The organism is Bartonella refiksaydamii (genome assembly GCF_902652675.1).
In the GTDB taxonomy this organism is placed as follows: Bacteria; Pseudomonadota; Alphaproteobacteria; order Rhizobiales; family Rhizobiaceae; genus Bartonella; species Bartonella refiksaydamii.
Map to the genome: position 1 here is coordinate 1 of NZ_LR736293.1, position 24,220 is coordinate 24,220.

Consider the following 24,220-nt stretch of genomic DNA (forward strand, 5'->3'; position numbering starts at 1 on the left):
CATCAAGGGAGACTATACCCCCCGCAAGCTTGAACCCTGCTGTCCAACCGGCAAGTTGTTCATGCGTAATTCCGTACAAGTATTCATCAATATTGCTGTTGGTTTATCCTTATGAGATGGAGGAGTGCCTAAGGATTTTTTCAGTTGTGTTATATCGTGACCATCAATTTCTACAACATGCCACCCAAAACTTGTGAATTTATCTGCTAAAGGCTCTGTTTTCATTAAGATATCAGTCGTATCAGTAATTTGGAGACGGTTTCTATAAACAACTGCGATAAAATTGCTGAGTTTATAATACGCTGAAAATAGTATAGCCTCTCAGATGGAACCCTCTGTCATTTCACCATCGCCAAGAAGTACAAAAACACGGTAGGATTGAGAATTAAGCTGTCCAGAAAGAGCTATTCCTGCACCAAGAGATAAGCCATGACCAAGAGAACCTGTGCTTTGCTCGATGCCAAGGACTTTTTTGGTCACATGGCCAATAAAATTTGAACCAAATTTTAAATACGTATCGAGAAGCTTAGGATCAAAATATCCCATCTCTGATAATACAATATACAATGCCTCAACCGCATGTCCTTTACTTTGAACATAACGATCGCAATTAGTATCATGGATAAGTGTTGGATTTATTTGAAGAATATATTTGTATAAGATATAAATGAAATCAATACAGGAAAGGCTACTCGCTATGTGACCAGATTTCGCTTTTCTAATGAGATCAAATATTTTAAGATGTAAACGGAGAGAATGAACCGCATCGTAAATATCTGCTTTATTAGTTGCATAAGCCATACTCCCCCCCTCAGAAAATTTATAAAATAATTCCCTCAAATCGTAATTTTATGCGCTACTTACTAGAAGATTATTTAAACCATTCCATATATCTTTAGATGCATTGTGCACAGAAAAAAGCACACATAACCAGCAAGTAATTATACATTGGTTATGAAAAAATAGTAGCACAAAGGCTTTCCATATCTTTCATTGGTTAAAAAAACAACCCTCTCTTCTGAAGCAATCACCCCATAAGAAAAGTACAATGTAAAAAAATGTACAGAATAACCTTTCTCCTCCTATTGGATAGGAACGAAAACTTTCACAAGTTTAAAACTATGATCGCAGTTTATAAAGACGTATTACTGTCTCACCATAAAAACGCTCATCATCTAGATAAAATATATCAGGTAAATGAATCATTGCATCCTTCTTTTCTTCAAGCACAAAGAGTGTATCAGCTTTTGCCCACCCTCCTCTCAGAGCCGCTACAAAAGCACGCTCACCTAGACAATAACCATAAGGAGGGTCTGCACAAATAATATCAAATGGAAGCATTGTCCCAACATTGCCCAGTTTTGTTGCATCACGACGCAAGATCCGCCCAATTGCCTGCAATTCAAAAGCTTCAATATTTTTTTGAAGCAGTCCACGCCCCTCAACTGAATTTTCAACAAAAACAGCCGCTTTTGCACCACGCGATAAAGCCTCTATTCCTAAAGCACCAGTACCGGCAAAAAGATCAAGAATACGTTTGTTGGTCCAAAATTGTTCTTCTCGGCTCGCAAGAATATTGAAAAGGCTTTCGCGCGTACGATCACTGGTTGGACGAATCGACTGCCCCACAGGTGCAAACAAAACACGTCCAGCAAATTTACCGCCGACGATCCGCACGTGGTCCTCTAAATCGCTTCGTTGTTTTTGCATCACCGCTATACGCTTTAGATTTTTTCATAGCAGCACCATCAAATGATTTAGCTTTTCGCTTACTCTCAAAAGAACGCTCATCGTAATTGCCTTTCACAACCTTTTTTTCTTTCCTTAAAAGATGCTCTTTCTTACCAACAACACGCGCTTCATCAAAAGATTTTTTACCACGTTTTTGATCAAAATGAATGTCCTTCTCTTTTCGTAACTGAACTTCTGGTAACTTTTCCTTACCTCTATGAAAAGATCCCTTGCCGACTAAATTGCTTTTATGATCATGGGAGGACTTCTCACTATAGAAAGACTTCTTACGTGCACTCTGTGGACGTGCACCAGGAGCCATCCAAACATTAGAACGACGCGAACGAGGCAAAAAACACTGCTTTTCTTTTCCTTCATCGCCTTCACCCTTACGCATAAATTTCTCATCAGATTTTGTGCCCAACCGTAATTGACCGTGCTTAAAAGAGCTGTTGCTCCTGCGCTGTACATCTTTTCTACCCGAAAAAACCCAGCTATCATTGGTAGTAGCAAGATCTTTATCATTTGTTTTTTCTACAACAACCGCAGAATTTGGAAATGGCTTAAGAATAGGAGCATCAAAATTTGCATTGGCTTGCATAATTAAACGCTCACCCAATTGCTCACGTAACAGCCGACCTTTTATCTCACGAACGGCTCCTTCTTCCAAATCAGAGAGCTGAAATGGACCATAAGATACACGAATTAAACGATTAACTGATAAGCCTAAAGCACCCAGAACCTTCTTTATTTCACGATTTTTTCCTTCACGCAAAGCTACAGAAAGCCACACATTTGACCCTTGTTCACGTTCAATTGATGCTTCAATTGAACCATAGAAAATACCATCAATCGCGATGCCATTTTTAAGACTATCAAGTGCACTCTGTTTAACTCTTCCATGAGCACGAACTCGATATTTTCGCACCCATCCTGTTAACGGAAGTTCTAAGACACGGGCTAAACCACCGTCATTGGTTAACAGCAAAAGCCCTTCCGTGTTAATATCAAGCCTGCCCACAGAAAGAACACGAGGCATTTCTTTCGGCAAATTGCTAAATACTGTTGGCCTACCTTCAGGATCACGGTTAGTGGTGACAAGTCCCGCGGGCTTGTGATAAAGCCATAACCGCGTTCGTTCTATAGGAGATAAAGGCTTGCCATCAACTTTAATAACATCAAAGCGGGTAACATTAAAAGCAGGCGTCGTTACAACTTCACCATTAACAACAATACGACCTGCAAAAATCATCATTTCTGCATCACGACGCGAAGCAATACCAGCACGTGCTAACCTTTTGGCAATCCGCTCACTCTCATTGTTTTCATTCATTTGCTCTTCACACCAACCTCTTCTTATACGTTCAGCAAATCGTCACCCTGCATCATACCACTTATCTTGAAAAGAGGGAGTAACATAATCATTTATCATTTTCTATCCTTATAGCAGCAATAATGTATCAGTTTACTTGCAAATTGATTTTAAACATTTAAAAAATAATGTCCCTTCGTTATAAAAAGGTCATAACTCATCCGTTTTACAGTACTCCTCCTGATGGAGAATTTTTCACCCCCTACACTTCAGTAGAAAGAACACTATGACTTTGACTCCCATGGAAATAGCCCTTTTAGAAGCGCAATGGGCAAAAAAAAAAGATGAAATCCCCGTAGGGGCAGTTATCACACACGGAAAAACAATCGTTGCACGCGCTGGTAACTATACAAAAGCTGGATATGATCCTACAGGACATGCAGAAATACGCGTAATCCGTATGGCCTGCGAAACATTCCAAAGTGAAAGACTTCCTGATTGTGATCTATATGTAACCCTTGAACCTTGTGCTATGTGTGCGGCAGCCATTTCCTTTGCACGCATACGGCGTCTCTACTATGCAACCAGCGATCCCAAAGGAGGTGCTATTGAACACGGTCCACGCTTTTACCAGCAGCAAACTTGCCATCACAAACCTGAGATCTATTCTGGTTTTAAGGAAAAAGAAGCTGCTCAACTGCTTAAAGATTTTTTTGCACAAAAGCGATATTAAAAAAATAGCTCTTCTTACCTACAACATTTATCTTTGAACAGCTTTAGAACTCTTAAAGAAGGCTCACAGCTCTTCTTTTCTACCAAAATTCATTCTCAGGGCACTTTTCCTCTCACTCTCTTTTAATATTTCACCCTTACTCTTACTTACCAACAGGTGCAGTTTTTGCTGGTTGGCGATAACTCAAAGGTGGCTCCGTGAGATAGCGACGATATTTCGCGCTTCCAACTTGCGCTCTCTGACGACGTAAATATTCCTGTCGTTGCTTCGTATTCAACCGTGAAATACTTTCTGAACCAGCGGTACTAGCGTGCTCATTAACTGATGATACTTTTTGGGGAAAAACGGGAGCTTTGCTACCACTAGAATGTTGCTTTAGTGTTGCTGTTTTACCACGTGAGCTACTCTGTGCTATATCTTGCTGCGGTAATGGTAACGCTGTGAGCGAGCTTGACTTTGGTATCACAAGCTTTGGATGGTTTTCCATAACAAGCTTGCTATTATTGTTTGTCGATGCTAGCGAAGCAAGGTTGGCAACATCTTCAAAAAACTGTAACGAAACCGCCTTATCTGTACCATAAGTAGGAGCGGATAAACCGCACCCTGTTAAAACAAAGCACATGCCCAAAATGCTTATTGGCAATATTTCTACTTTATGTTTTTTCACTGCTTATCCCATTTTCCTAAGTATATGGCAAATTGATCTTCCCGCGACTTATTGGAGATCTTGTCCACACACAAACTACCCCCCCACGGAAAAACAAAGAACTTCACTACTACCATAAAAGGCTATACTCATCAATGATAGAATTCAAATCATAACAACGCTCTTTACAACCCTGCATTTCCTCCCCTCCCCTTGATCTAAACTTTAAATCCTGCCGAGCATCTGCAATTCCCGCAAAGCAGCCGCGTCGCGAGCAGATACATCAGGATAAGCTGGATCGCTACCAACATCTTGTGTATAACGCCATGACCTCGCACATTTTTTCCCTAACGCCTTTCTTGGATAAACACCAACGCCTTCAACATCACTCAGAGTAAAAGCATCCTTAGGTGGTCTATCCTGCTTAATTGTTAGAGCACTGGTGATACAAATTTCCGCCATATCTAGATTTTCTAACGCCTCCAGCAAAGTTAGATTAGAAATAAAAACAATAGGTGCAGCTTCTAAAGATGATCCAATACGCTTGTCTGCTCGTTCAAGTTCTAAAGCACCCGTCACAACTTTGCGGACCTGACGAACTTTTTTCCAACGTTCAGCCAAAGATTCGTTCTGCCATTCCTCTCGCATAGGACGAAACTGTTCCAAATGCACCGATTGACTTTTGGGGTAACGCTCCAACCAAGCTTCTTCCATCGTAAAAGGCAACATTGGAGCAAGCCACGTCACCATATGCTCAAAAACCTCTCGGACAACCTGCAAAGAAGCTTTACGCTTTTTTGATGAAGGTGCATCACAATAAAGAGAATCTTTGCGGATATCAAAATAAAATGCCGATAACTCAATAATCGAAAAATCCAACAATGCACGCATAATCTTTTTAAAATCAAACTCATTATAGGCGCGATTAATCAAATGATCGAGTTCAAAAAGTCGATGCAATATAAATTTTTCAAGATCTGGCAATGCACAATAAGAGATTTCTTCTCCTTCATCATGCGCTAAAGTTCCAAGCATCCAACGAATTGCATTACGTAATTTACGATATGAATCTACATTTGTTTGAAGAATTGTTTTGCCTAAACGCTGATCTTCCCAATAATCCGTTGTCATCACCCAAAGACGAAAAATATCGGCGCCAGATGTTTTAATAATTTCTTGTGGAACAACCGTGTTTCCCAAAGATTTAGACATTTTCTTGCCATTTTCATCCAAAGTAAAACCGTGCGTGATCACTGCCTTATAAGGAGAACAAGCACGCGTACCACAACTTTCCAAAAGAGAAGACTGGAACCATCCACGATGTTGATCAGAGCCTTCAAAATAAATATCGGCAGGCCATTTCAAATCAGCTCGATCTTCTAATACAAAACTATGGCTCGTTCCAGAATCAAACCAAACATCAAGAATATCACGAACCTGCTTCCAAGACTCATGCGCACGCTCACCTAAAAAACGTTCACGTGCTCCTTCAGTAAACCAAGCATCCGCCCCTTCTTCTTCAAAAGCTTGCAAAATACGCTCATTCACTCGCTCATCTTTTAGAATGACACCATCCTCATTGGCAAAAATACAAATTGGAACACCCCAAGCGCGCTGACGAGAAAGAACCCAATCAGGACGATCTGCTACCATGGAAGCCAAACGGTTTTGACCAGAAGAAGGAACAAAATGCGTCATCGAAATAGCTTCTAAAGCACGACTGCGTAAAGTTGAACCATCTCCAAGATCTTTATCCATTGAAATAAACCATTGCGGCGTATTACGGAAAATAACTGGCTTTTTTGAACGCCAACTGTGAGGATAAGAATGTTTTAAACGGCCGCGTGCAAACAATCGATCCGCTTTAATTAAAGCATTAATCACTTCTTTATTAGCATCACCCATTTTTCCATTATCATCAATAACACGTACGGGACCCTCTTTACGGTCCGGTCCAAAACCAGGGACATCCTTCGTATAAAAACCAGCATCATCAACAGGAAATGGTATAGACGAATCAATACCAGCCTGCTCCAATAAAGGCTTATAAGCATTCCAAATTTCAAAATCCTCACGCCCATGGCTAGGTGCCGTATGGACAAAACCAGTACCAGCACTCTCTGTTACGTGCGAACCATCAAGCAGCGCAATCTTATAATTATAACCTCCAGCCAAACCTTTGAGTGGATGAGAAAGAAAAAGCGTTTTAAGCTCATCATTAGAAACAACACGTACACGCTTTAAAACAAGTTTTGCTTTTTCTGCACAGCTCATGGCTAATGCATCAGCAAAGAGAAGTTTTTCTCCAGCTTGAGGACCAAAATCATTTTCCGCGTTTTCAACCTCATAAACACCATAAGAAATCTGCGAAGAATAACTAACCGCACGGTTACCAGGAATCGTCCACGGGGTCGTGGTCCAAATCACAACATAAGCACCATACAAATCATTAGAATCTGTTTCAAAAACAGGAAACTTAACCCATATGACCTCTGATTCATGATCATGATATTCAATCTCCGCCTCTGCCAAAGCCGTACGCTCCACAACAGACCACATCACAGGCTTTGAACCACGATAAATCTGATCTGACATAGCAAATTTTATCAATTCACCAGCAATGCGCGCTTCTGCATGAAAAGCCATTGTGGTATAGGGCGTATTAAAATCTCCAATAACGCCAAGACGTTTAAATTCTTCACTTTGAACAGTTATCCAATGTTGTGCAAATTCACGGCATTCTTGACGAAATTCGTTAAGGGGTACATCATCCTTATTTTTCCCTTGCGCACGGTATTTTTCTTCAATCTTCCATTCAATTGGAAGCCCATGGCAGTCCCAGCCAGGTACATAATTTGCGTTAAAACCACGCATTTGGAATGAACGAACAATCACATCCTTTAAAACTTTGTTTAAAGCATGCCCAATATGGATATGTCCATTTGCGTAAGGTGGTCCATCATGAAGAATATAAAACGGGCGATCTTTTGCTTGTTGACGCAATTGCGTATAAAGCTCCATATCTTCCCACCGTACCATCAATTCAAGCTCTTTTTGCGGCAACCCCGCACGCATAGGAAAATTTGTTTGTGGTAAATAAAGAGTTTTCGAATAATCTATTGTTTCATTTTTCACAGCCATTGTGAAATATTCCTGTCCACTTTTACGATTCCATTTTTGCATAACTTCCCTGAACCCTGCAACTCTGGTTTTTTTTGATCTATAGGGAAAGCCGAGCTTATCATTCGTATTAAGCAGCGATCAAGAAGATACATCATCACATCCTATAGGCTCTATCATGAAACTATCAAGAAAGGAAACCCAAAAATGATCTTCTTAAAAAAATAAAGGCTCCACTATAAGCGGAGCCTCTTAGCAACTTACTCTTAAAAACTAGAATTTATAAGCTACACCAACACGGAAATCATTGGTTTTATATCTAATTTCAAGTCTTTCATTTGCAAATTTCTTCTTACCAAAATCGGAGTAACGATATTCCGCACGCACAATAACATTATCCAGCATTGCAAAATCAACTCCACCACCAATGGTATACCCAATCATCGTTTTTGTTTCATCGGCTAAGTCTTTAGAAGAAACGACTTTTCCATCCCCTTTCTTGAATGATATGGATATAGTGTCTTGGAGCTGTGTATAAGCAACACCGCCAGCAATATAAGGCATAAAGCGATCAGCAGCGAAACCGATACGCACCCGTGTGGCACCAGCCCAATTTTGCTTTAAAGTATGGCTCAAAGTTTCAACTTCACTGCCTTGTTCAAGACCAAGTGCAGCGTTACCAAGTGCAGCGATCTCGTTCTTCACTTGCTCTATACCATACACATTGGTAGCGCTTTCATCCGCTGCTTGCGCACTTTGTGCACCGTGTCCAGCCACCTTCTGTTCTCCATGGGGCTTGGAAGAGTGTGGATTAGAACTATGCGAACTAGCACCATGTGGATTAGCAGCACTACCATGTGGATTACCACTACCATGGGAATTTTTACCAGCACCGTATCCAGCTCCATGATGTGCACTACTCTGACCGTGAGCCCCCACACCTGCCCCATTAATAGAGGATGCTTGTGCTGCTACTGTCTTGGTTGGTGCTGATGACTGCACTGGCGCTTCTGATCTCGCTGAAGATGTTTGCGTTGAACTTACTCCTTGTGCAGATCTTTCCGATGAGGTGTTTCTTCTTGTCTCTGATGACGATGCTCGTACCGATGCTGCTGGCTTCTCTGCTGCTGGCTTCGATGTTGCTGATGTTCCCGTTGTTGATAATGCTGGTGATCTTTGTGTCGCCTCTGTTGCAGGTGCTGTTTGTGTTGTTGATGAGCCTCCTGATGGCGCTGATGGAGTTTTTACAGTTGAAATCGTTGATGTTTGTGTACTTTTTGCTGCTGGAGTTGAATTCGTTGATACTGGTGTTGTTGGTGGTGTTGTTGGTGGTGTTGTTGATGCTGATCTGCGAGATCTTGCTATTAAATTGTCTACTACCGCATTACCAGAGGCGCCGATAGTGATGGTCTTTGTCTGCTTTTGCCCAGACCAAATTAAATCCGTATCGATACCAAAAACAAAGCTATCACCAAGATCAATATTAGAACCTGCGTAAAAACCTCCTTCAAAACCTGAAAGTTTAAACGATAAATCTTTATGTAGCGGTATAATTTTATCCTTATCAATACCACTCATATCAGGTTTACTTAAAAAACCACCAACTTGTCCACCCAAGTAAAAACCTGACCATGTAAAAGTAGGGGCTACAAAAGCTGTTGAGGTAGCTGTTGTAGGTTGATGAGGAACCATTACATCAGCTGCCTTCGTTGCAGAAGCTGAAATCAAAGCAAAAATAGATGCCGTTATTAAACATTTCGTATTCATAAAATATCTCCAAATATCCAAAACGGGTTATATGTAGTGCATCTCTTTCAAAATATCTGTAGCAAAAATGATACATTCACAAAAAAAATAGAGGCCTCGCCAAAAACGAAGCCTCTTAGAAATTTAATTTTGAATTAACAATTTCGTTTTTACAAAATTAGAATTTGTAAGCTACACCAACACGGAAATCATTGGTCTTATAGTTGAATTCAGCGTCATCATTTTTGAATTTCTTTTTACCATAATCTGAATAACGATACTCTGCACGCAATAGAACATTATCAGCCATCGCGAAATCAACACCACCACCAAGGGTGTAACCAACCATTGTCGTTGTCATATCCTTAGAACCAGAGATTATTTTACCGGGTTTATTATATTCTCCCTTTTTCTTTCCCGTAACCGTAGAGGTACCCTGCATCTGCGCATAAGCAATACCACCAGCAAAGTAAGGCATAATGCGATCAACGGCTGCAAAACCAATACGTATGCGTGTAGCACCGGCCCATTTTTCTTTATAAGCAAACTCATAAGATCCCGTATCACCCTTTACAAATCTATCCTCATCAGCCAGCGTAATGCCAACATCCTTAAACGATTCATTAAAATACTCAAGGTCATCATCTTCAAGGGCTTTTGCAGAGGTCGTTTTTTTGTCTTCTCTATCAGCCCAAACGGCGTCTGTTTCAACACCTAAAATGAAACCATTTCCAAGACCTACATTGGAACCTGCAAAAATTCCTCCCATGAAACCAGAAGGCTTAGGTGTACTGTCTCCATTGAAAACTTTCTCTTTTGTATCCGAGTCAGTTATTTCAACCTTACTTGAAAAATTACCAACTTGGGCACCAAGATAAAGGCCTGTCCAAGAAAATGCAGGCGTAGTAACGGTGGGTATTACCTGATGGGATGTCATCTCATGGGGAACCATTACATCTGCAGCTTGTGCCGCAGGAGCTGAAATCAAAGCGATAACAGAAGTTGCTATTAAGCATTTTATATTCATATTTTCTCTCCATAGCCGAATACTTGAACACGTGATCTCATATAGAGTGCTAATTGCATATATCTGTAGCAAAAATGATACATTCACAAAAAAAATAGAGGCTCCGCCAAAAACGGAGCCTCTTAGCAATTTAATTTTAGGTTAACAATTTCGTTTTTACAAAATTAGAATTTGTAAGCTACACCAACACGGAAATCATTAGTCTTATAGTTGAATTCAGCGTCATCCTTTTCGAATTTCTTTTTACCATAATCGGAGTAACGATATTCTGCACGCAATAAAACATTATCAGTCATTGCAAAATCAACACCACCACCAATGGTGAAACCAACCATTGTCATGGTTTTATCAGCTTCTTTAGTAGAAACTTTTTTACCGGATGCATCTGTTCCTGAAACTGTAGAAATACCTTGCATCTGTGCATAAGCAACACCACCAGCAATATAAGGCATAATGCGGTCAGCAGCAGCAAAACCAATACGTACCCGCGTAGCACCGGACCATTTTTCCTTAAATGTAAAACTCCCCTTGGTTGTAGCACTTGCTAAAACTGCTGCATCGCGAATTCTGAGAGCCTGCCCAACTCCATTACCGTCTACGTTAGGTTTCTGAACTCCATTACCTTCTACGTTAGGTTTCTGAACTTCATTACCTTCTACGTTAGGCTTCTGAACTCCATTACCTCCTACGTTAGGTTTTTCAACTTCATGATCGTGAAGAACAGAGATCGTTTTTGTTTCTCCTCGGTCAGCCCAAACTGCATCGGTTTCAACACCTAAAATCAGACCACTTCCAAGGTCTATATTAGAACCTGCATAAATACCACCTATGAAACCGGAAGGCTTAGGTGTATCATCTTTGCTGAAAAGTTTATTTTTTGTAGCCGGATCAGTTATCTCAACCTTACTCGAAAAACCACCGATCTGCGCACCAAGATAAAAACCTGTCCAAGAAAAAGCAGGTGCTGTAATAACTGGTGCACTTTCACGAGGAATGATAACATCAGCAGCCTGTACCGCAGAAGCTGAAATCAAAGCGATAACAGAAGTTGTCATTAAAGATTTTATATTCATAATATTTTGCTCCTAAATTTATTTATGACGCAATGCTATACGACTGTTCAAAGAAAATCTGTAGTAAAAATGACACAATGATAAAAATAGAGGCTCCTTCAAAGATGGAGCCTCTGAGTAATTTCGTTCTATATGAAATCTTGCAAATTATATATATAAATAACCCATTGATATTACAGTTAAATTCCCGCTTTTTGTTTACACATTTCTTTTTACCAAAATCAATGCATAGCAACATTCCACATATGTAACAATCTGTATTGTGTAACAATATAGTCACAGAAAATACCAAAAATGCCGCTAAAAACAAACTTTTTAGTAATTTAGCTCACCATACGTTAAAATTTGTAAGCTACACCAACGCGAAAATCATTGGTTTTGTAAGAAGTTTCATATTTATCGTTTGAATATTTCTTTTTACCAAAATCGGAGTAACGATATTCTGCACGGACAATAACATTATTGCTCATTGCTAAATCAACACCAGCACCAAGGGTGTAACCAACAAACGTCTTTGTTTCATCAGATAAATTACCAGAAGCTATTACTTTACCTGTATCTTTTTCTGTTATTGATACTGACTCGATATCTTGAAGTTGTGTATAGGCAATACCACCAGCAATATAGGGCATAATACGTTCAGCAGCAAAACCAATCCGTACCCGCGTAGCACCAGCCCACTTTTCTTTAAAAGTAAAACTGTGCGTTCGTTTATCACCTGCTTTGAGTACATCGTCACCAATCTTAATTCCAGCATTTTTCAGCATCCTATTAACATATCCCACATGATCTGAATTAATCAGATATACTTCGCTCGTTTTCGTGTCATCTTTACTAGACCACATGATATCTGTATCAACACCTAAAATAAGGCCATTCCCCAGATCAATATTGGAACCAGCATAAAGCCCCCCCATAAAACCTGATAATTTAGGCAAAAAATCATTACTCATCGGAATGGTTTTTCCATTACTGAGAATATCCATCTTTGTTTTACTTGAAAAACCACCAATCTGGCCACCAACATAAAAACCTGTCCAAGAAAAAGTAGGAGCAACAATAACCGGTGAAACTGGTGTAGGCTGTGGGGGAACAATAACATCTGCTGCCTGCGCTGCTGAAGCTGAAACAAACGCAAAAGCAGAGACTGCTATTAACCATTTCATATTCATAATTTTTCTCCATAGCTGATATTTAAACACATGATTTCATATAGAGCCCCCCTTACAGATATCTGTAGTAAAAATGATACACTTATAAAAAAACAAAAAGCCTACATCCTCCTTAGTCATTTGATTTGTAATAAATGGAGTTTGTAATATACCAACGTAGAAATTATGCTCTTATCAAACGAGATGCTGTACCCTATGAGTTTTTTACAAAATTTGAAAACAGTACTTTCTATCTAAAGCATGCACTGTAGGTCATTGCAAATGCAACACCACTGCTAAAATGCACATAAACACTCTCTTCAGCTTTTTGCCCATAGCGTTACGTGCAACGACTTATTAAATTTTACTCTCATACTGGAAAAAAATCTGCATCTGCAAACGCCTCTATACAACGATCTGTAAACTATCTCTTTTGTAGATTTTATTGGACAAACCGTATCACCACCTTCACCCCACTACTGAGATAAATACCGAAAGATCACTCTCCGAAAATCTTAAAACTCAATCTTGCTCAAAAAGCTATAAATCTATCTGAAAATAATAACTAATGCCTGCTCTTAGAAAAACAGGAGCTACTCTTAAACTTCTAGAGCAAAATCTTCCGTGTTACACTCCTGCACATCTACAGATTTTGTAATTGCCCATTGCTCTTATATGCTAACCCTTTATACTCCTCTCCCTCAATCAATACAAAACTTAGCCCCATAACTAAAAGCACACAAAAACCTTCTCCAAACTCAAATTCAAGCTAAAAAAGGCACGCCCCTCCTGCGTACTCCGCTACTTCCAAAAAGTAAAATATATCTCTTGATGTTGCTTCTTCGCTTACTAAAAACTCATTGGTCCTCGGAAAAATAGATTTAGCCGGTTCGGTCTATTCAGAAATCTTAGACCTCTTTTTTTAGGTGTCCATGACACAGCTGCGAACTCAGCAACCTCTTTCCTGTTGTTATCAACAATACCCAATTTTTTTTTACTAGAGTCTTTATCTGAAAAATTGCTAACTTGTTTATTCACAAAATCTCTAGAAGAAGCAGGCACACGATTAGCTCCTTGTGCCACAGAAACTGAAGAAAAGGCACATACTGAAGCAAAGGCAATAGAAGTAACAATAAAATATCTCATATTTATAGAATTTATCTCCATAGTAATATTCATAATGGATTTTATATAGAGCCCCCGTTTCCAATTTCAAAAAAAATAATAAGCCTATAGATAATAAAGTGAGAACTCTCAAAAAAACGAAGTCTTTTAGCACTGTGACTTTAAAATAAATGGAAATTTTTAAACTATATCAATATAGAAACCGCCGATTTTAAATTATAAAACATAATTCAGCCATCAGATGTGAAACAAACTGAACGAGTGTTAATGCATTTCTCCAGCAAAGATATTTTACCCTGTATTTCCCAATGCACTTTCTGCGCTAAGAATTATGTTATAATCACACTATCATCAAAATAGACGAGAAAAAACACTGCCTGTAATATACAGGCAGTGTTTTCTAATTACATCAATATTACTGCAATATTACTGCAATTTTAAAAGCAAACTTTTAAACTCAGTTATGCGCAAAAATATCAACCTCCGACCATCCTAAAAGATCGAGTCTTGCCCTCATAGGTAAAAATTGAAAACATGCCTTTGCAACATTTTCTCGCTCTTCACGTCTTAAGCGTTCTTCAAATATATCTTTTAAACGATGCAAATATAAAACATCTGATGCGGCATATTCAATTTGCGCACGTGATAAAGTTTCTGCGGCCCAATCTGAAGATTGCTGCTGTTTAGAAATATTTACATTTAGCAATTCACCACAAATTTCCTTTAATCCATGACGATCCGTGTAGGTACGCGTGAGTTTTGAAGCAATTTTTGTACAAAAAACTACATCTGGCATAACGCCAAATGTATGCGCTAAAATAGAAAGGTCAAAACGTCCAAAATGGAATATCTTAGTGATTGCCTTATCTTCAAGCAACTTGACTAAATTAGGAGCATTTTTTTGCCCTTTAGCAATCTGTATAATGTCAGCAGTACCATCTCCAGAAGAAAGCTGAACAACACATAAACGATCACGGCGTGGTTGTAATCCCAAAGTTTCTGTATCAATTGCAACAGCATTAACTTGATAATTATCCAAATTTGGTAAATCGCCTTGATAAACGCGGATTTCAGTCATTTATCCCTCTTATTTGCTAAAGCTGCAAGAATTCGTGCCCAAGACCGTTGCCCTTTATGAAATGATTTTAGATTATATTTTTCATTAGGCGAATGAATACGGTCATCAGCTAGTGCAAAACCAACCAAAACAGTTTCCATACCAAGAATTGACTGAAAGTCTGCTACAATTGGAATCGAACCACCCATACATGTCAACACAGCAGGAACCTCCCACTCTTGTGATAAAGCATCCTTTGCCGCTTTGATAAAAGATGAATCATAGGAAAGCTGTATTGCCGGAGAAGAACCGTGATTCTTAAAGGTCACTGTACAGTCAGCAGGAATAGAGCTGCGTACATAATCACGAAAGGCCTGACGTATTTTCTCTGGATCTTGCTTATGTACTAAACGACACGATATTTTTGCGCTTGCTTGAGAAGCAATAACCGTTTTAATTCCTTCTCCCTCATAGCCTCCACTAATACCATTAATTTCCATGGTAGGACGTGCCCATACGAGCTCTAAAATGCTCCGCCCTTTTTCACCAGATGGAACAGAAAGACCTATAGGACCAAGTAAATTTTCAGCAGTACAATTAAGTTCATTCCATGATTGTAAAATATGTGGAGGTGTTTCTTCTACTCCATCATAAAAGCCAAGGAGCGTTACCTTATTATTTTCGTCGTGAAGTCCTGCCAAAACTTTAGCTAAAATACGAATGGGATTGGCTGCTACTCCCCCAAAATAACCAGAATGCAAATCACGATTTGCTGCCGTGATAATAATCTCTTCCGCCATAATTCCCCGAAGAGAAAGAGCAACAGATGGTGTATCAGCATCCCACATAGATGTGTCACAAACCAGTGCACAATCTGCCTTAAGTTCCTCCTTATTTGCTTTCAAAAAAGGAATAAGTGAAGGAGAAGCACATTCTTCTTCACCTTCACATAAAACAGTAACCTTAACAGGAAGCTGCCCTGTTTCTTTCTTAAATGCACGACACGCTTCAATAAAAGTCATGAGCTGACCTTTGTCATCGGAAGCTCCACGAGCACAAATAACCTTCTCTCCCTCCCTCTCTTTTAAAGAAGGTGTAAACGGATCATCTTCCCATAAACTCAGCGGATCAACAGGTTGAACATCATAATGTCCATAAAATAACACATGTAGACAATCATCTGAAGGACCTGGATGATGCCCAACAACCATTGGATGACCTTGTGTATCGCGCCGTGAAGCCTCAAAACCTACAGTCTTCAAATCCTCTACTAACCAATCAGCTGCTTTGCGACATTCATCTTTATAAGCGGGGTCTGTAGAAATCGATTGGAAACGTAAAAGGGAAAAAAGGCGTTCAAGGCTCTTTTCTATATTTTCATCAAGATGTGTTAGTATTTTATTCAGCATAAAAAAAGACCTCCCAAGCCTTATGTAATTGTGGATATGACTTTAAGCCTCCTGTAAGATTTTGCAAGAGACCTTATTCATTTTTGACATTGTGGACAGTAAAAACTTGAACGCCCTGACTGTAGAATACGAACAATAGGCGTTCCACATTGCAAACATTCTTTGCCTTCTCGTCCATAAACTGAAAAAGCATGTTGAAAATAACCGAGAGAGCCATCTACATGCATATAATCACGTAAAGAAGACCCACCAGACAAAACTGCTTCAGCAATCACATTGCGTATATTCTGTGCTAAGGAATCAGCAAATTCACGTGCACGTACAGTTTTCAATGCCAACGTAAATGCTGCACGCTGTGGTGACAGACGACTACGCCAAAGCGCTTCGCACACATAAATATTCCCAAGACCCGCAACAATAGACTGATCAAGCAAAACTCCCTTAAGAGATATTTTTTTATTAACAAAAACCTCTTGTAAATAATTACCAGAAAACGCATTACCCATAGGCTCGAGCCCTAGTTTCTTTAAAAACGGATGTTCATAAAGCCTGTTTGTATCTACTAAAAGCATAAACCCAAAACGACGAATATCATTATAAGTAAGATGATAAACTTTGCCATCCTGCGCCTGAATATACATGACAAAATGATCATGCCTAACAAATTTCTCGCTAGTAAGAGAGTTTTTTTTTAAAAAATCATCCTCTACGCGCCATGATCCTGTCATTCCTAAATGACTCAAAATCGTTTCATTCTGTGAAAGATGAAACAACAAATATTTCGCTCGCCGACCAATTTCTATAATCTTCCTGCCTACAAGCCTCTCAGAAAACGCCTCAGGGAAAGGAAATCGCAAATCTCTGCGATTAAGTGTGACAGAAATAACCTTTGCACCAGTTACAACAGACTCTAGTCCACGACGAACTGTTTCTACTTCAGGAAGTTCAGGCATCTACTATCTTCAATAATTATGAGCATTTCAACAACACCACTGAAAAAAATAATAATATTAAGCCCACTCACCCTTACGAAACACAGGAACTCTCATACCATTTTGCGTAATGCCATCTATATCAATTTCACCTGAGCCAATCATCCAGTCAATATGAATCACACTTTTATTACCACCACGCGCTGCAATTTCTTCTACTGTCAACGATGCTCCATCTAAAAAGCATTTGGAATAACACTGCCCTAAAGCAATATGACATGCAGCATTTTCATCAAATAATGTGTTATAAAAAAGAAGACCACTCTTAGAAATCGGTGAAGAATGTGGAACAAGAGCAACTTCACCCAATCGACTTGCCCCCTCATCACTTTGCAAAACTCGTTGCAAAACTTCCTGCCCTGTTGAAGCACGTGCATCAACAATACGCCCCGCTTCAAACCGCATTTCAATATTATCAATAAGTGCTCCTTGATAAGAAAGAGGCTTCGTCGAACGCACAAAACCCTCCACCTTATATGCATGAGGCGTGGTGAATACTTCTTCTGTTGGAATATTAGGATTGCATATCACACCGTTTTGAGCCGCTGATGCACCACCATGCCATTCATGATCATCTGCCAAACCAACTGTTAAATCAGTCCTTGGTCCTGTAAAGTGCAAAGCAGAAAAACGCTGCTCATTAAGCCAAGATGACCGTTGTTTCAAACTTGCATTATGAACGGCCCATGCGCGCACTGGGTCCTCATCTGTAACACGTGAAGCAGAAAAAATTGCAGTAGCTAACTTCTTAATCGCTTCATTAAGCGGTAAAGAAGGGAACATTGTCTCAGCCCACCCTGCTGTCGGATAAGCAACTATCGACCAATTCATGGCAAAATTTGATATTTTTTTGAGAGCTGGCTGGTAAGCAATTGAAGTAGCTTTATTTAAACGTGAAACCTTATCAAAATCTTGATTGGAAAGTAGCAAAGGATTATCACCAACAATAGCTAAACGCGCAGCCCCATTTTCAAAAGCCTTCGCCATTCCCTCATATAACCAAGAAGGTGCACAATCAAAACTAGCAGTATGTGCGTTTTCAAAACGTGTAAGTGATAACATATCATCACTAAAAAGTGGAGTAATCACACCAGCCCCAACCTTATAGGCGTGATATGCAATACGCCTAACAAAAGGTAATGCCGAAACTGGAGCCGTCAAAATAAGATCCTGCCCCTCTTGTAAATTCAGTCCGACTTTTACCGTAATTTCTGCAAGACGATTAAGCATTTCGGGTGAAACGGTTTCATGAGTATCAAAGTGCATTACCAATATCCCTCTTTTGTTATGAAAAAGTTACCGGCTTCTGTACCGTTTTTCTAATACTGCAACAATTGCATTTAACTGATCTGGTGAAGGCATAACATAGGCAGCCACAATTGATTTGCTTTCCCCTTCCTTATCTATACGATGAGGTGCAAATGTAGGAATGGGGACTTTATCAAGTTGTACTGCAACAAAAGACATGGCATGCACCTTATTCTCCTGCGTTATTTCTACCAGAAGAGGGGCGTTTTTCTTTTCCTCTGCTTTCATCTCTTTACTTGCTACGCTTGTGTCCATGAAACTCGGTGTATTGCCAGAACGTTCTTGGGCAAAAGCATAAGCAACATCATAAGGACGATCATTAGTAGGAACTTGAAGCGATCCATCACGTGAACGCTTTTCATAAAAGGCATTTCCCCCTGCAACACGAACATAATGCATGTTTTTATAAGGAAAAGATAAACCTGCGGTATGAAAAAACTTAGCATTTTTAAGTTTCTGATCCTGTTCGCCGCGCAAAACAGCATCAGCTGCCTCTCTAACACGAGCAACAGATGCAGGCTCCGTCATAGGACGCGTTAAAACACCGGGAGCAAACTGTTTGTACTGACCGACAACACCACAAATTGTTTTTGGATAGGCGGTTGAATTAACACGATTCATAACAACGGTTCCAACAGCTATCATTCCTTCACGACTTGTACGATTTGACTCAAAATACATTGCACGCATAAGGCATTGGCGCTCAGTCAATGGATACATCACTGTTTTTGCCTTCTTATTATCATTTACTTTTCCAACACCAAAATGATCTGAAGCACATCCCACAATAACTAACGGCGCTAAAAAACAAGTAACAAAAACAGTCCAATAATTTTTTTTCATCTTTACAACACATTCTCACATCTTTGAAATATTCAAAATTCGAATGAGTTTTAAATGTATCTTCAAAGAAAGTACACGATTAATTGTTACCGCTTAGTAAAATTTTAATACAAGTAGTAATTAAAAAGCATTTATGCGAAATAAAAAATAAAAAATTCTTAATTTACAGATCAATATTGTTATCCTTAATGGAAAAATGTAGCCACACAACATCAACCTCTAACCAACCCTTATGCTTCAGTCGCCAAAAAAATAATATGCCTACGACAACTCTCCAACCACCCTATATACAAATAAAGATTGGAGCACTAAAACTGTTTCCATCAATATTGAGGAAACTAACACAAATACCCTTCGACACAAATTTGAAAAAAATAAGGAGAGGGAAGCTTATCTCTCCGGATAAAGTGTACGCGATCGTATCATTTTATATCCGAATGTGTCAAATTAAGAAATAAAAATCTGCAATATTACCTTGAAAAGCCTCTTCATCACTTTTTTGACACTTGCCTGTAATACATCTATGATATTCTTCCTAAAACCATACCGCAAGAAAATGCTCAATGATTTTTATCTTTAAAAACAAGCTCATTTTATACATCTGAGAAAAAATTAATCTGTTTTTTTCTCACCTACCCCAACTTTATAGGTAAGATCATCGCGAGGACGGTCAGAAGACATATGATGGCCTGTTATGATATAATGCAGCATTTCCGCAATATTGGTGACATGATCACCAATTCGTTCAATATTTTTTAAACAAAACAGTAAGTGCGTACAAACCGTAATATTACGCATATCCTCCATCATGTACGTCAAAAGCTCCCGAAAAAGAGAAGTATATAGAGCATCAATTTTACCATCGCGGTCACGTACTGCATCAACACGCTCCAATAAACGGCTCGTGTAAGCACCCAATACTTCCTTTAATTGACTGAGTGCTAAAGCTGTCATCGTTTCAAGCCCATGGTAAAAAGCAGTGGGTTGACGTGTTTCTGAAAGTGCTACCGTCCGCTTTGCAATGTTTTTAGCCATATCTCCAATCCGCTCAAGATCAGAAGAGATACGAATAGCACCAATAATTTCACGCAGATCAACAGCCATCGGTTGGCGCTTGCAAATAACGGTAATCGCTTTTTCATCAATGTCACGTTCTGCTTTATCTAAAAACAAATCATCAGCAATAACTGTCGTCGCAAGTTGAAGATCATTACATACAATCGATGCAACAGAACGTTCAATCATCCTTTCCGCATGACTCCCCATTTCTGTAATCCTTGCTTGCAAATATTTTAGTTCTACATCATAAGAACGGACAGTATGGTTCATAGACATAGCTTATACTCCTTAATTCACCTATCCAAAACGCCCCGTAATATAATCTTGTGTGCGTTGTTCTTTTGGTGAGGTGAAAATCGTTTCAGTCGCACCAACTTCTACTAAATGCCCCAAATGAAACATAGCCGTATATTGAGAAACACGTGCCGCCTGTTGCATGGAGTGTGTCACAATAACAATTGTATAATTTTGTCGTAATGCATCGATAAGCTCTTCAATACGTGCTGTCGCAATTGGATCAAGAGCCGAACAGGGTTCATCCATCAAAATAACTTCAGGACTAACTGCAATGGCACGCGCAATACACAAGCGCTGTTGCTGTCCTCCTGACAAACTTGTTCCTGCTTCATGAAGACGATCTTTCACTTCTTCAAATAAACCTGCCTGCCTTAAACTCTTTTCAACCACATTATGCAATTCGGCACGCGATTTGACTAAACCGTGAATGCGTGGTCCATAAGCAACATTCTCAAAAATAGATTTTGGAAAAGGACTTGGCTTTTGAAAAACCATCCCTACACGAGCGCGTAATTCTACAACATCAATCCTCTGGTCATAAATATTCTCCCCATCTAAGGTAATAAGACCCGTTATTTTAGCACCTTCAATCGTATCATTCATACGATTGAAACAACGCAAAAAAGTCGACTTCCCACAACCGGAAGGACCTATCAAAGCCGTAACCTGATGTTCAGGAATATCAAGCGTAATACCGTGCAACGCTTCTTTACTTCCATAAGAAACCTTTACATCTTGACCACGCATTTTAATTTTCATTACAAAAACTCACCTTATTTGAAAACACAAACCTTATCAAAATTACGGCTTTATCGAAATTATTGACGCCGCTCAAATCGACGACGTAAAAAAACCGCAGAAATATTCATGATTGCAAGAAAAATCATTAATACGATAATAGCACCTGACGTCTTTTCAACAAAAGCGCGCTCTGCCTCACCTGCCCACATGAAAATTTGAACAGGCAAAGCTGTTGCTGGATCCATCGGTGTAGCAGGAATATTCACAACAAAGGCAACCATACCAATCAAAAGCAAAGGCGCAGTTTCACCCAGAGCTTGAGCCACTCCAATAATCGTGCCAGTCAAAATACCAGGTGCTGCTAAAGGAACAACATGATGAAAAACCATTTGTGTTTTCGATGCTCCCAATCCTAAAGCTGCTGCGCGAATAGAAAGAGGAACTGCACGCAAAGCAGAACGTGTTGCAATAATGATTGTAGGAAGCGTCATAAGAGCCAAGACAAACCCACCAACGAAAGAGGCAGAACGTGGTAACCCAAAAAAATTAACAAAAACAGAAAGTCCTAAAAGACCAAAAACAATCGAAGGTACAGCTGCAAGATTATTGATATTAACCTCAATAAAATCTGTAAACTTATTTTTGCGTGCATATTCTTCCAAATAAAGAGCCGTTGCTATCCCTATAGGGAGCGAAATCACTAGAACTATGACTATCATGTAAAGAGAACCGATTATCGCAACACCTAGCCCCGCAGTCTCAGCACGACTTGAAGCACCAAATGTAAAAAAACCAAAATTAAATGTTTTATAAAGTGTACCATCGTGCACCAAGCGTCTTATCCATTCCACTTGGCGATTGGAGACTTTGCGGTTTTTTTCTGCTACGTGCAAATTAATCTGCCCTTTATAAGCAGAGTCAATATCTGCAGCTGCCAAAACTTTGATTTTTTGCGTTGTTCCAATCAGCTTTTGATCTTTCGTGATCATTTCACGTAGTTGAACACGTACACTATTTGAAAACATACGATTAACATCTCGCAGAGATGCCTTATCATTTTGATCTACATCAAGCTTTTTCGCCAAAGCATTCCGTACAAGAAGCGGATAATTGGCAGTTATGAGTATTTGTGGATTTATTTCACGCTGCCCACTTGGATCAATGACCTTCTCATCTAAATAAATCGGTAACATCATTTCACTTTGAAAAAAAGCTGTATAACCTTGGCTAATGACGGTCCATAAAAGTGCACATAAAAAAAATAAACCAATAAAAATGGCAGTTAAACCATACGCACGGAAACGACGCTCAGCCCAATATCGGCGTTTGAGAACAATGTTACGACGAGGAAAAAGAAAATCTTCATTCATTCATATTGTTCCCGATATTTACGCACGATGTAAAGAGCAAGAACATTCATCAAAAGAGTCATAATAAAGAGTGTCATCCCTAAAGCAAACGCAACAAGAGTTTGTGGAGAATTAAACTCAAAATCACCTGTCAATTGATTAACAATCTTAACCGTCATCGTAGTCATTGCTTCGAATGGATTAAGCGTTAAGTTCGCTGCAACACCTGCTGCCAAAACCACAATCATCGTCTCTCCAATTGCACGCGATGCTGTCAATAAAATGGCTCCCATAATTCCTGGAAGTGCTGCTGGTAGAACAACTTTTTTAATCGTTTCAGATTGCGTTGCTCCTAAACCATAAGAGCCTTCGCGTAAAAAACGCGGAACAGCCGTAATAACATCATCGGACAAAGAAGAAACAAAAGGAATCAACATAATTCCCATCACAACTCCAGCAGTCAAAACACTTTGAGCCATGATAAAACCAACACCGCCCGAGAGAGAAACAGAGAGATCACGTAAAAATGGTCCTACAACCTTTAAAGCAAAAAAACCATAAACAATAGTTGGAATACCAGCAAGTACTTCTAACAATGGTTTCACAATTGATCGCAATCGAGTAGAAGCATATTCGGCCATATAAAGAGCTGAAAATAATCCTATAGGAACAGCAAAAAGCATTGCTACAAATGCAATATAAAGTGTACCGGCAAGAAGTGGTAGGAGACCAAATTGTCCCACTCCATTGCCCGAACCGCTAGCTGAAAAACGTGGATCCCAAACCGTTCCAAAAAAGAAATTTGAAAAGGGCACAGATTGAAAAAAACTCATCGTTTGAAAAAACATTGAGAGTGCAATGGCTACTGTCGTCAAAACAGCGACTATAGATGCACAAATCAACCCAATAATAATCAAACACTCAACCTTATTGCGTGCACGCTGACGCGGAGCAATTTGCATAATTCCACAGATAAAACCTAAGAATGCAATGATAAAAATGATACCACGTCCAATAAATTGCAACTTTTCAGAAGAATTAACCCATGACTGTGCTAGTCTTAATATATCATCTAATGTATCATGGGGCAAAACAAAGCCTTTGGTGGATAGTTGTGCCCGCATTTCTTCATACGAAGCGGTAGCAAAATCCCCCTCAAAGTGATGAGCCATTTTTACCAAACTGCGGATAATCCCCAAAATAAGGTCATGATCCACACGCTCTGTCACATGCGCGCTATATGCCCAGACCTCTCGAGATGCGCTATATTCTAAATAAACGGCACTCCCACCATCCCAAAGAATTAAAAAAATGAGAGATGGAATAACAGTCATCGAAAATGTCCACCAGCCATGATAAGAGGCACGAGAGTGCATTTTGTATTGTGCATATTCAAAATAGCGAGCACGCATATAAGAAACACAAAAGCCAATAAAACCAAGAAGCAATAACAGAAAAATAATGAAAGAAATGCGCATATTGTCTTTACAATTTTTATAAA

General features: G+C 39.4%; 19 protein-coding genes and 1 pseudogene. 1 reads left to right on the forward strand and 19 read right to left on the reverse strand.

From position 1 onward, the window contains the following. Positions 1–135: 135 nt before the first annotated feature. From GQO39_RS03015 to GQO39_RS03025, 3 genes and pseudogenes are all read right to left on the reverse strand, one after another. Positions 136–801, reverse strand: a pseudogene (locus tag GQO39_RS03015) (transketolase); the annotation flags it as partial. Between the two features lie 318 nt (positions 802–1,119). After that, complete coding sequence (gene rsmD, locus GQO39_RS03020) at positions 1,120–1,677, reverse strand: 16S rRNA (guanine(966)-N(2))-methyltransferase RsmD (RefSeq protein WP_156850957.1); 558 nt, start codon at positions 1,675–1,677, stop codon at positions 1,120–1,122. Further along, positions 1,658–3,064 (reverse strand): pseudouridine synthase, encoded by a 1,407-nt coding sequence (locus GQO39_RS03025; protein WP_156850893.1) that lies wholly within the window; start codon positions 3,062–3,064, stop codon positions 1,658–1,660. Before GQO39_RS03025 ends, rsmD begins: the two co-directional genes overlap by 20 nt. Positions 3,065–3,329: 265 nt before the next feature. Here GQO39_RS03025 and GQO39_RS03030 point away from each other — a divergent pair, with 265 nt between their 5' ends. Beyond that, positions 3,330–3,776, forward strand: coding sequence for a nucleoside deaminase (locus GQO39_RS03030; RefSeq protein ID WP_156850894.1), 447 nt, complete (start codon positions 3,330–3,332; stop codon positions 3,774–3,776). A 142-nt stretch (positions 3,777–3,918) separates the two neighbouring features. Here GQO39_RS03030 and GQO39_RS03035 read toward each other — a convergent pair whose 3' ends face one another. The 16 genes from GQO39_RS03035 to pstC form a co-directional block, all read right to left on the reverse strand. Next, on the reverse strand, positions 3,919–4,443 hold the full coding sequence (locus tag GQO39_RS03035) for a hypothetical protein (protein WP_156850895.1): 525 nt from the start codon (positions 4,441–4,443) through the stop codon (positions 3,919–3,921). A gap of 204 nt (positions 4,444–4,647) precedes the next feature. Continuing rightward, a complete protein-coding gene (ileS, locus tag GQO39_RS03040; RefSeq protein ID WP_156850958.1) occupies positions 4,648–7,563 on the reverse strand; it encodes an isoleucine--tRNA ligase in 2,916 nt (971 codons plus the stop codon). Between the two features lie 252 nt (positions 7,564–7,815). Next, on the reverse strand, positions 7,816–9,309 hold the full coding sequence (locus GQO39_RS03045; RefSeq protein ID WP_156850896.1) for a porin: 1,494 nt from the start codon (positions 9,307–9,309) through the stop codon (positions 7,816–7,818). Positions 9,310–9,466: 157 nt separating this feature from the next. Continuing rightward, a complete protein-coding gene (locus GQO39_RS03050) occupies positions 9,467–10,315 on the reverse strand; it encodes an outer membrane protein (protein WP_156850897.1) in 849 nt (282 codons plus the stop codon). Between the two features lie 164 nt (positions 10,316–10,479). Next, the gene (locus GQO39_RS03055) at positions 10,480–11,388 is read right to left on the reverse strand and encodes a porin (RefSeq protein ID WP_156850898.1); all 909 of its coding nucleotides are present in this window, start codon (positions 11,386–11,388) and stop codon (positions 10,480–10,482) included. A gap of 338 nt (positions 11,389–11,726) precedes the next feature. Next, positions 11,727–12,560 carry an outer membrane protein gene (locus GQO39_RS03060; protein WP_156850899.1) on the reverse strand — a complete coding sequence of 278 codons (834 nt, stop codon included), beginning with the start codon at positions 12,558–12,560 and terminating at the stop codon, positions 11,727–11,729. An 828-nt stretch (positions 12,561–13,388) separates the two neighbouring features. Then, the gene (locus GQO39_RS03065; protein WP_246668512.1) at positions 13,389–13,718 is read right to left on the reverse strand and encodes a hypothetical protein; all 330 of its coding nucleotides are present in this window, start codon (positions 13,716–13,718) and stop codon (positions 13,389–13,391) included. A gap of 403 nt (positions 13,719–14,121) precedes the next feature. Further along, entirely contained in the window at positions 14,122–14,742 is a 621-nt protein-coding gene (locus tag GQO39_RS03070; RefSeq protein WP_156850900.1) for a ribonuclease D, read from the reverse strand. Next, on the reverse strand, positions 14,739–16,130 hold the full coding sequence (locus GQO39_RS03075; RefSeq protein ID WP_156850901.1) for a dipeptidase: 1,392 nt from the start codon (positions 16,128–16,130) through the stop codon (positions 14,739–14,741). Before GQO39_RS03075 ends, GQO39_RS03070 begins: the two co-directional genes overlap by 4 nt. Before the next feature lie 77 nt (positions 16,131–16,207). Then, positions 16,208–17,083, reverse strand: coding sequence for a bifunctional DNA-formamidopyrimidine glycosylase/DNA-(apurinic or apyrimidinic site) lyase (gene mutM, locus GQO39_RS03080; RefSeq protein WP_156850902.1), 876 nt, complete (start codon positions 17,081–17,083; stop codon positions 16,208–16,210). A 57-nt stretch (positions 17,084–17,140) separates the two neighbouring features. Further along, positions 17,141–18,388 (reverse strand): aminopeptidase, encoded by a 1,248-nt coding sequence (locus tag GQO39_RS03085; RefSeq protein WP_156850903.1) that lies wholly within the window; start codon positions 18,386–18,388, stop codon positions 17,141–17,143. A 30-nt stretch (positions 18,389–18,418) separates the two neighbouring features. Next, a complete protein-coding gene (locus tag GQO39_RS03090) occupies positions 18,419–19,273 on the reverse strand; it encodes a cell wall hydrolase (RefSeq protein ID WP_156850904.1) in 855 nt (284 codons plus the stop codon). A 612-nt stretch (positions 19,274–19,885) separates the two neighbouring features. After that, positions 19,886–20,608, reverse strand: coding sequence for a phosphate signaling complex protein PhoU (phoU, locus tag GQO39_RS03095; protein WP_007551819.1), 723 nt, complete (start codon positions 20,606–20,608; stop codon positions 19,886–19,888). Positions 20,609–20,629: 21 nt separating this feature from the next. Next, the gene (gene pstB / locus GQO39_RS03100; RefSeq protein ID WP_007551820.1) at positions 20,630–21,388 is read right to left on the reverse strand and encodes a phosphate ABC transporter ATP-binding protein PstB; all 759 of its coding nucleotides are present in this window, start codon (positions 21,386–21,388) and stop codon (positions 20,630–20,632) included. Between the two features lie 59 nt (positions 21,389–21,447). Further along, the gene (pstA, locus tag GQO39_RS03105) at positions 21,448–22,740 is read right to left on the reverse strand and encodes a phosphate ABC transporter permease PstA (protein WP_007551821.1); all 1,293 of its coding nucleotides are present in this window, start codon (positions 22,738–22,740) and stop codon (positions 21,448–21,450) included. After that, positions 22,737–24,197: a phosphate ABC transporter permease subunit PstC gene (gene pstC / locus GQO39_RS03110; RefSeq protein ID WP_156850905.1), complete on the reverse strand. Its 1,461-nt coding sequence runs from the start codon at positions 24,195–24,197 to the stop codon at positions 22,737–22,739. Before pstC ends, pstA begins: the two co-directional genes overlap by 4 nt. Positions 24,198–24,220 lie beyond the last annotated feature (23 nt).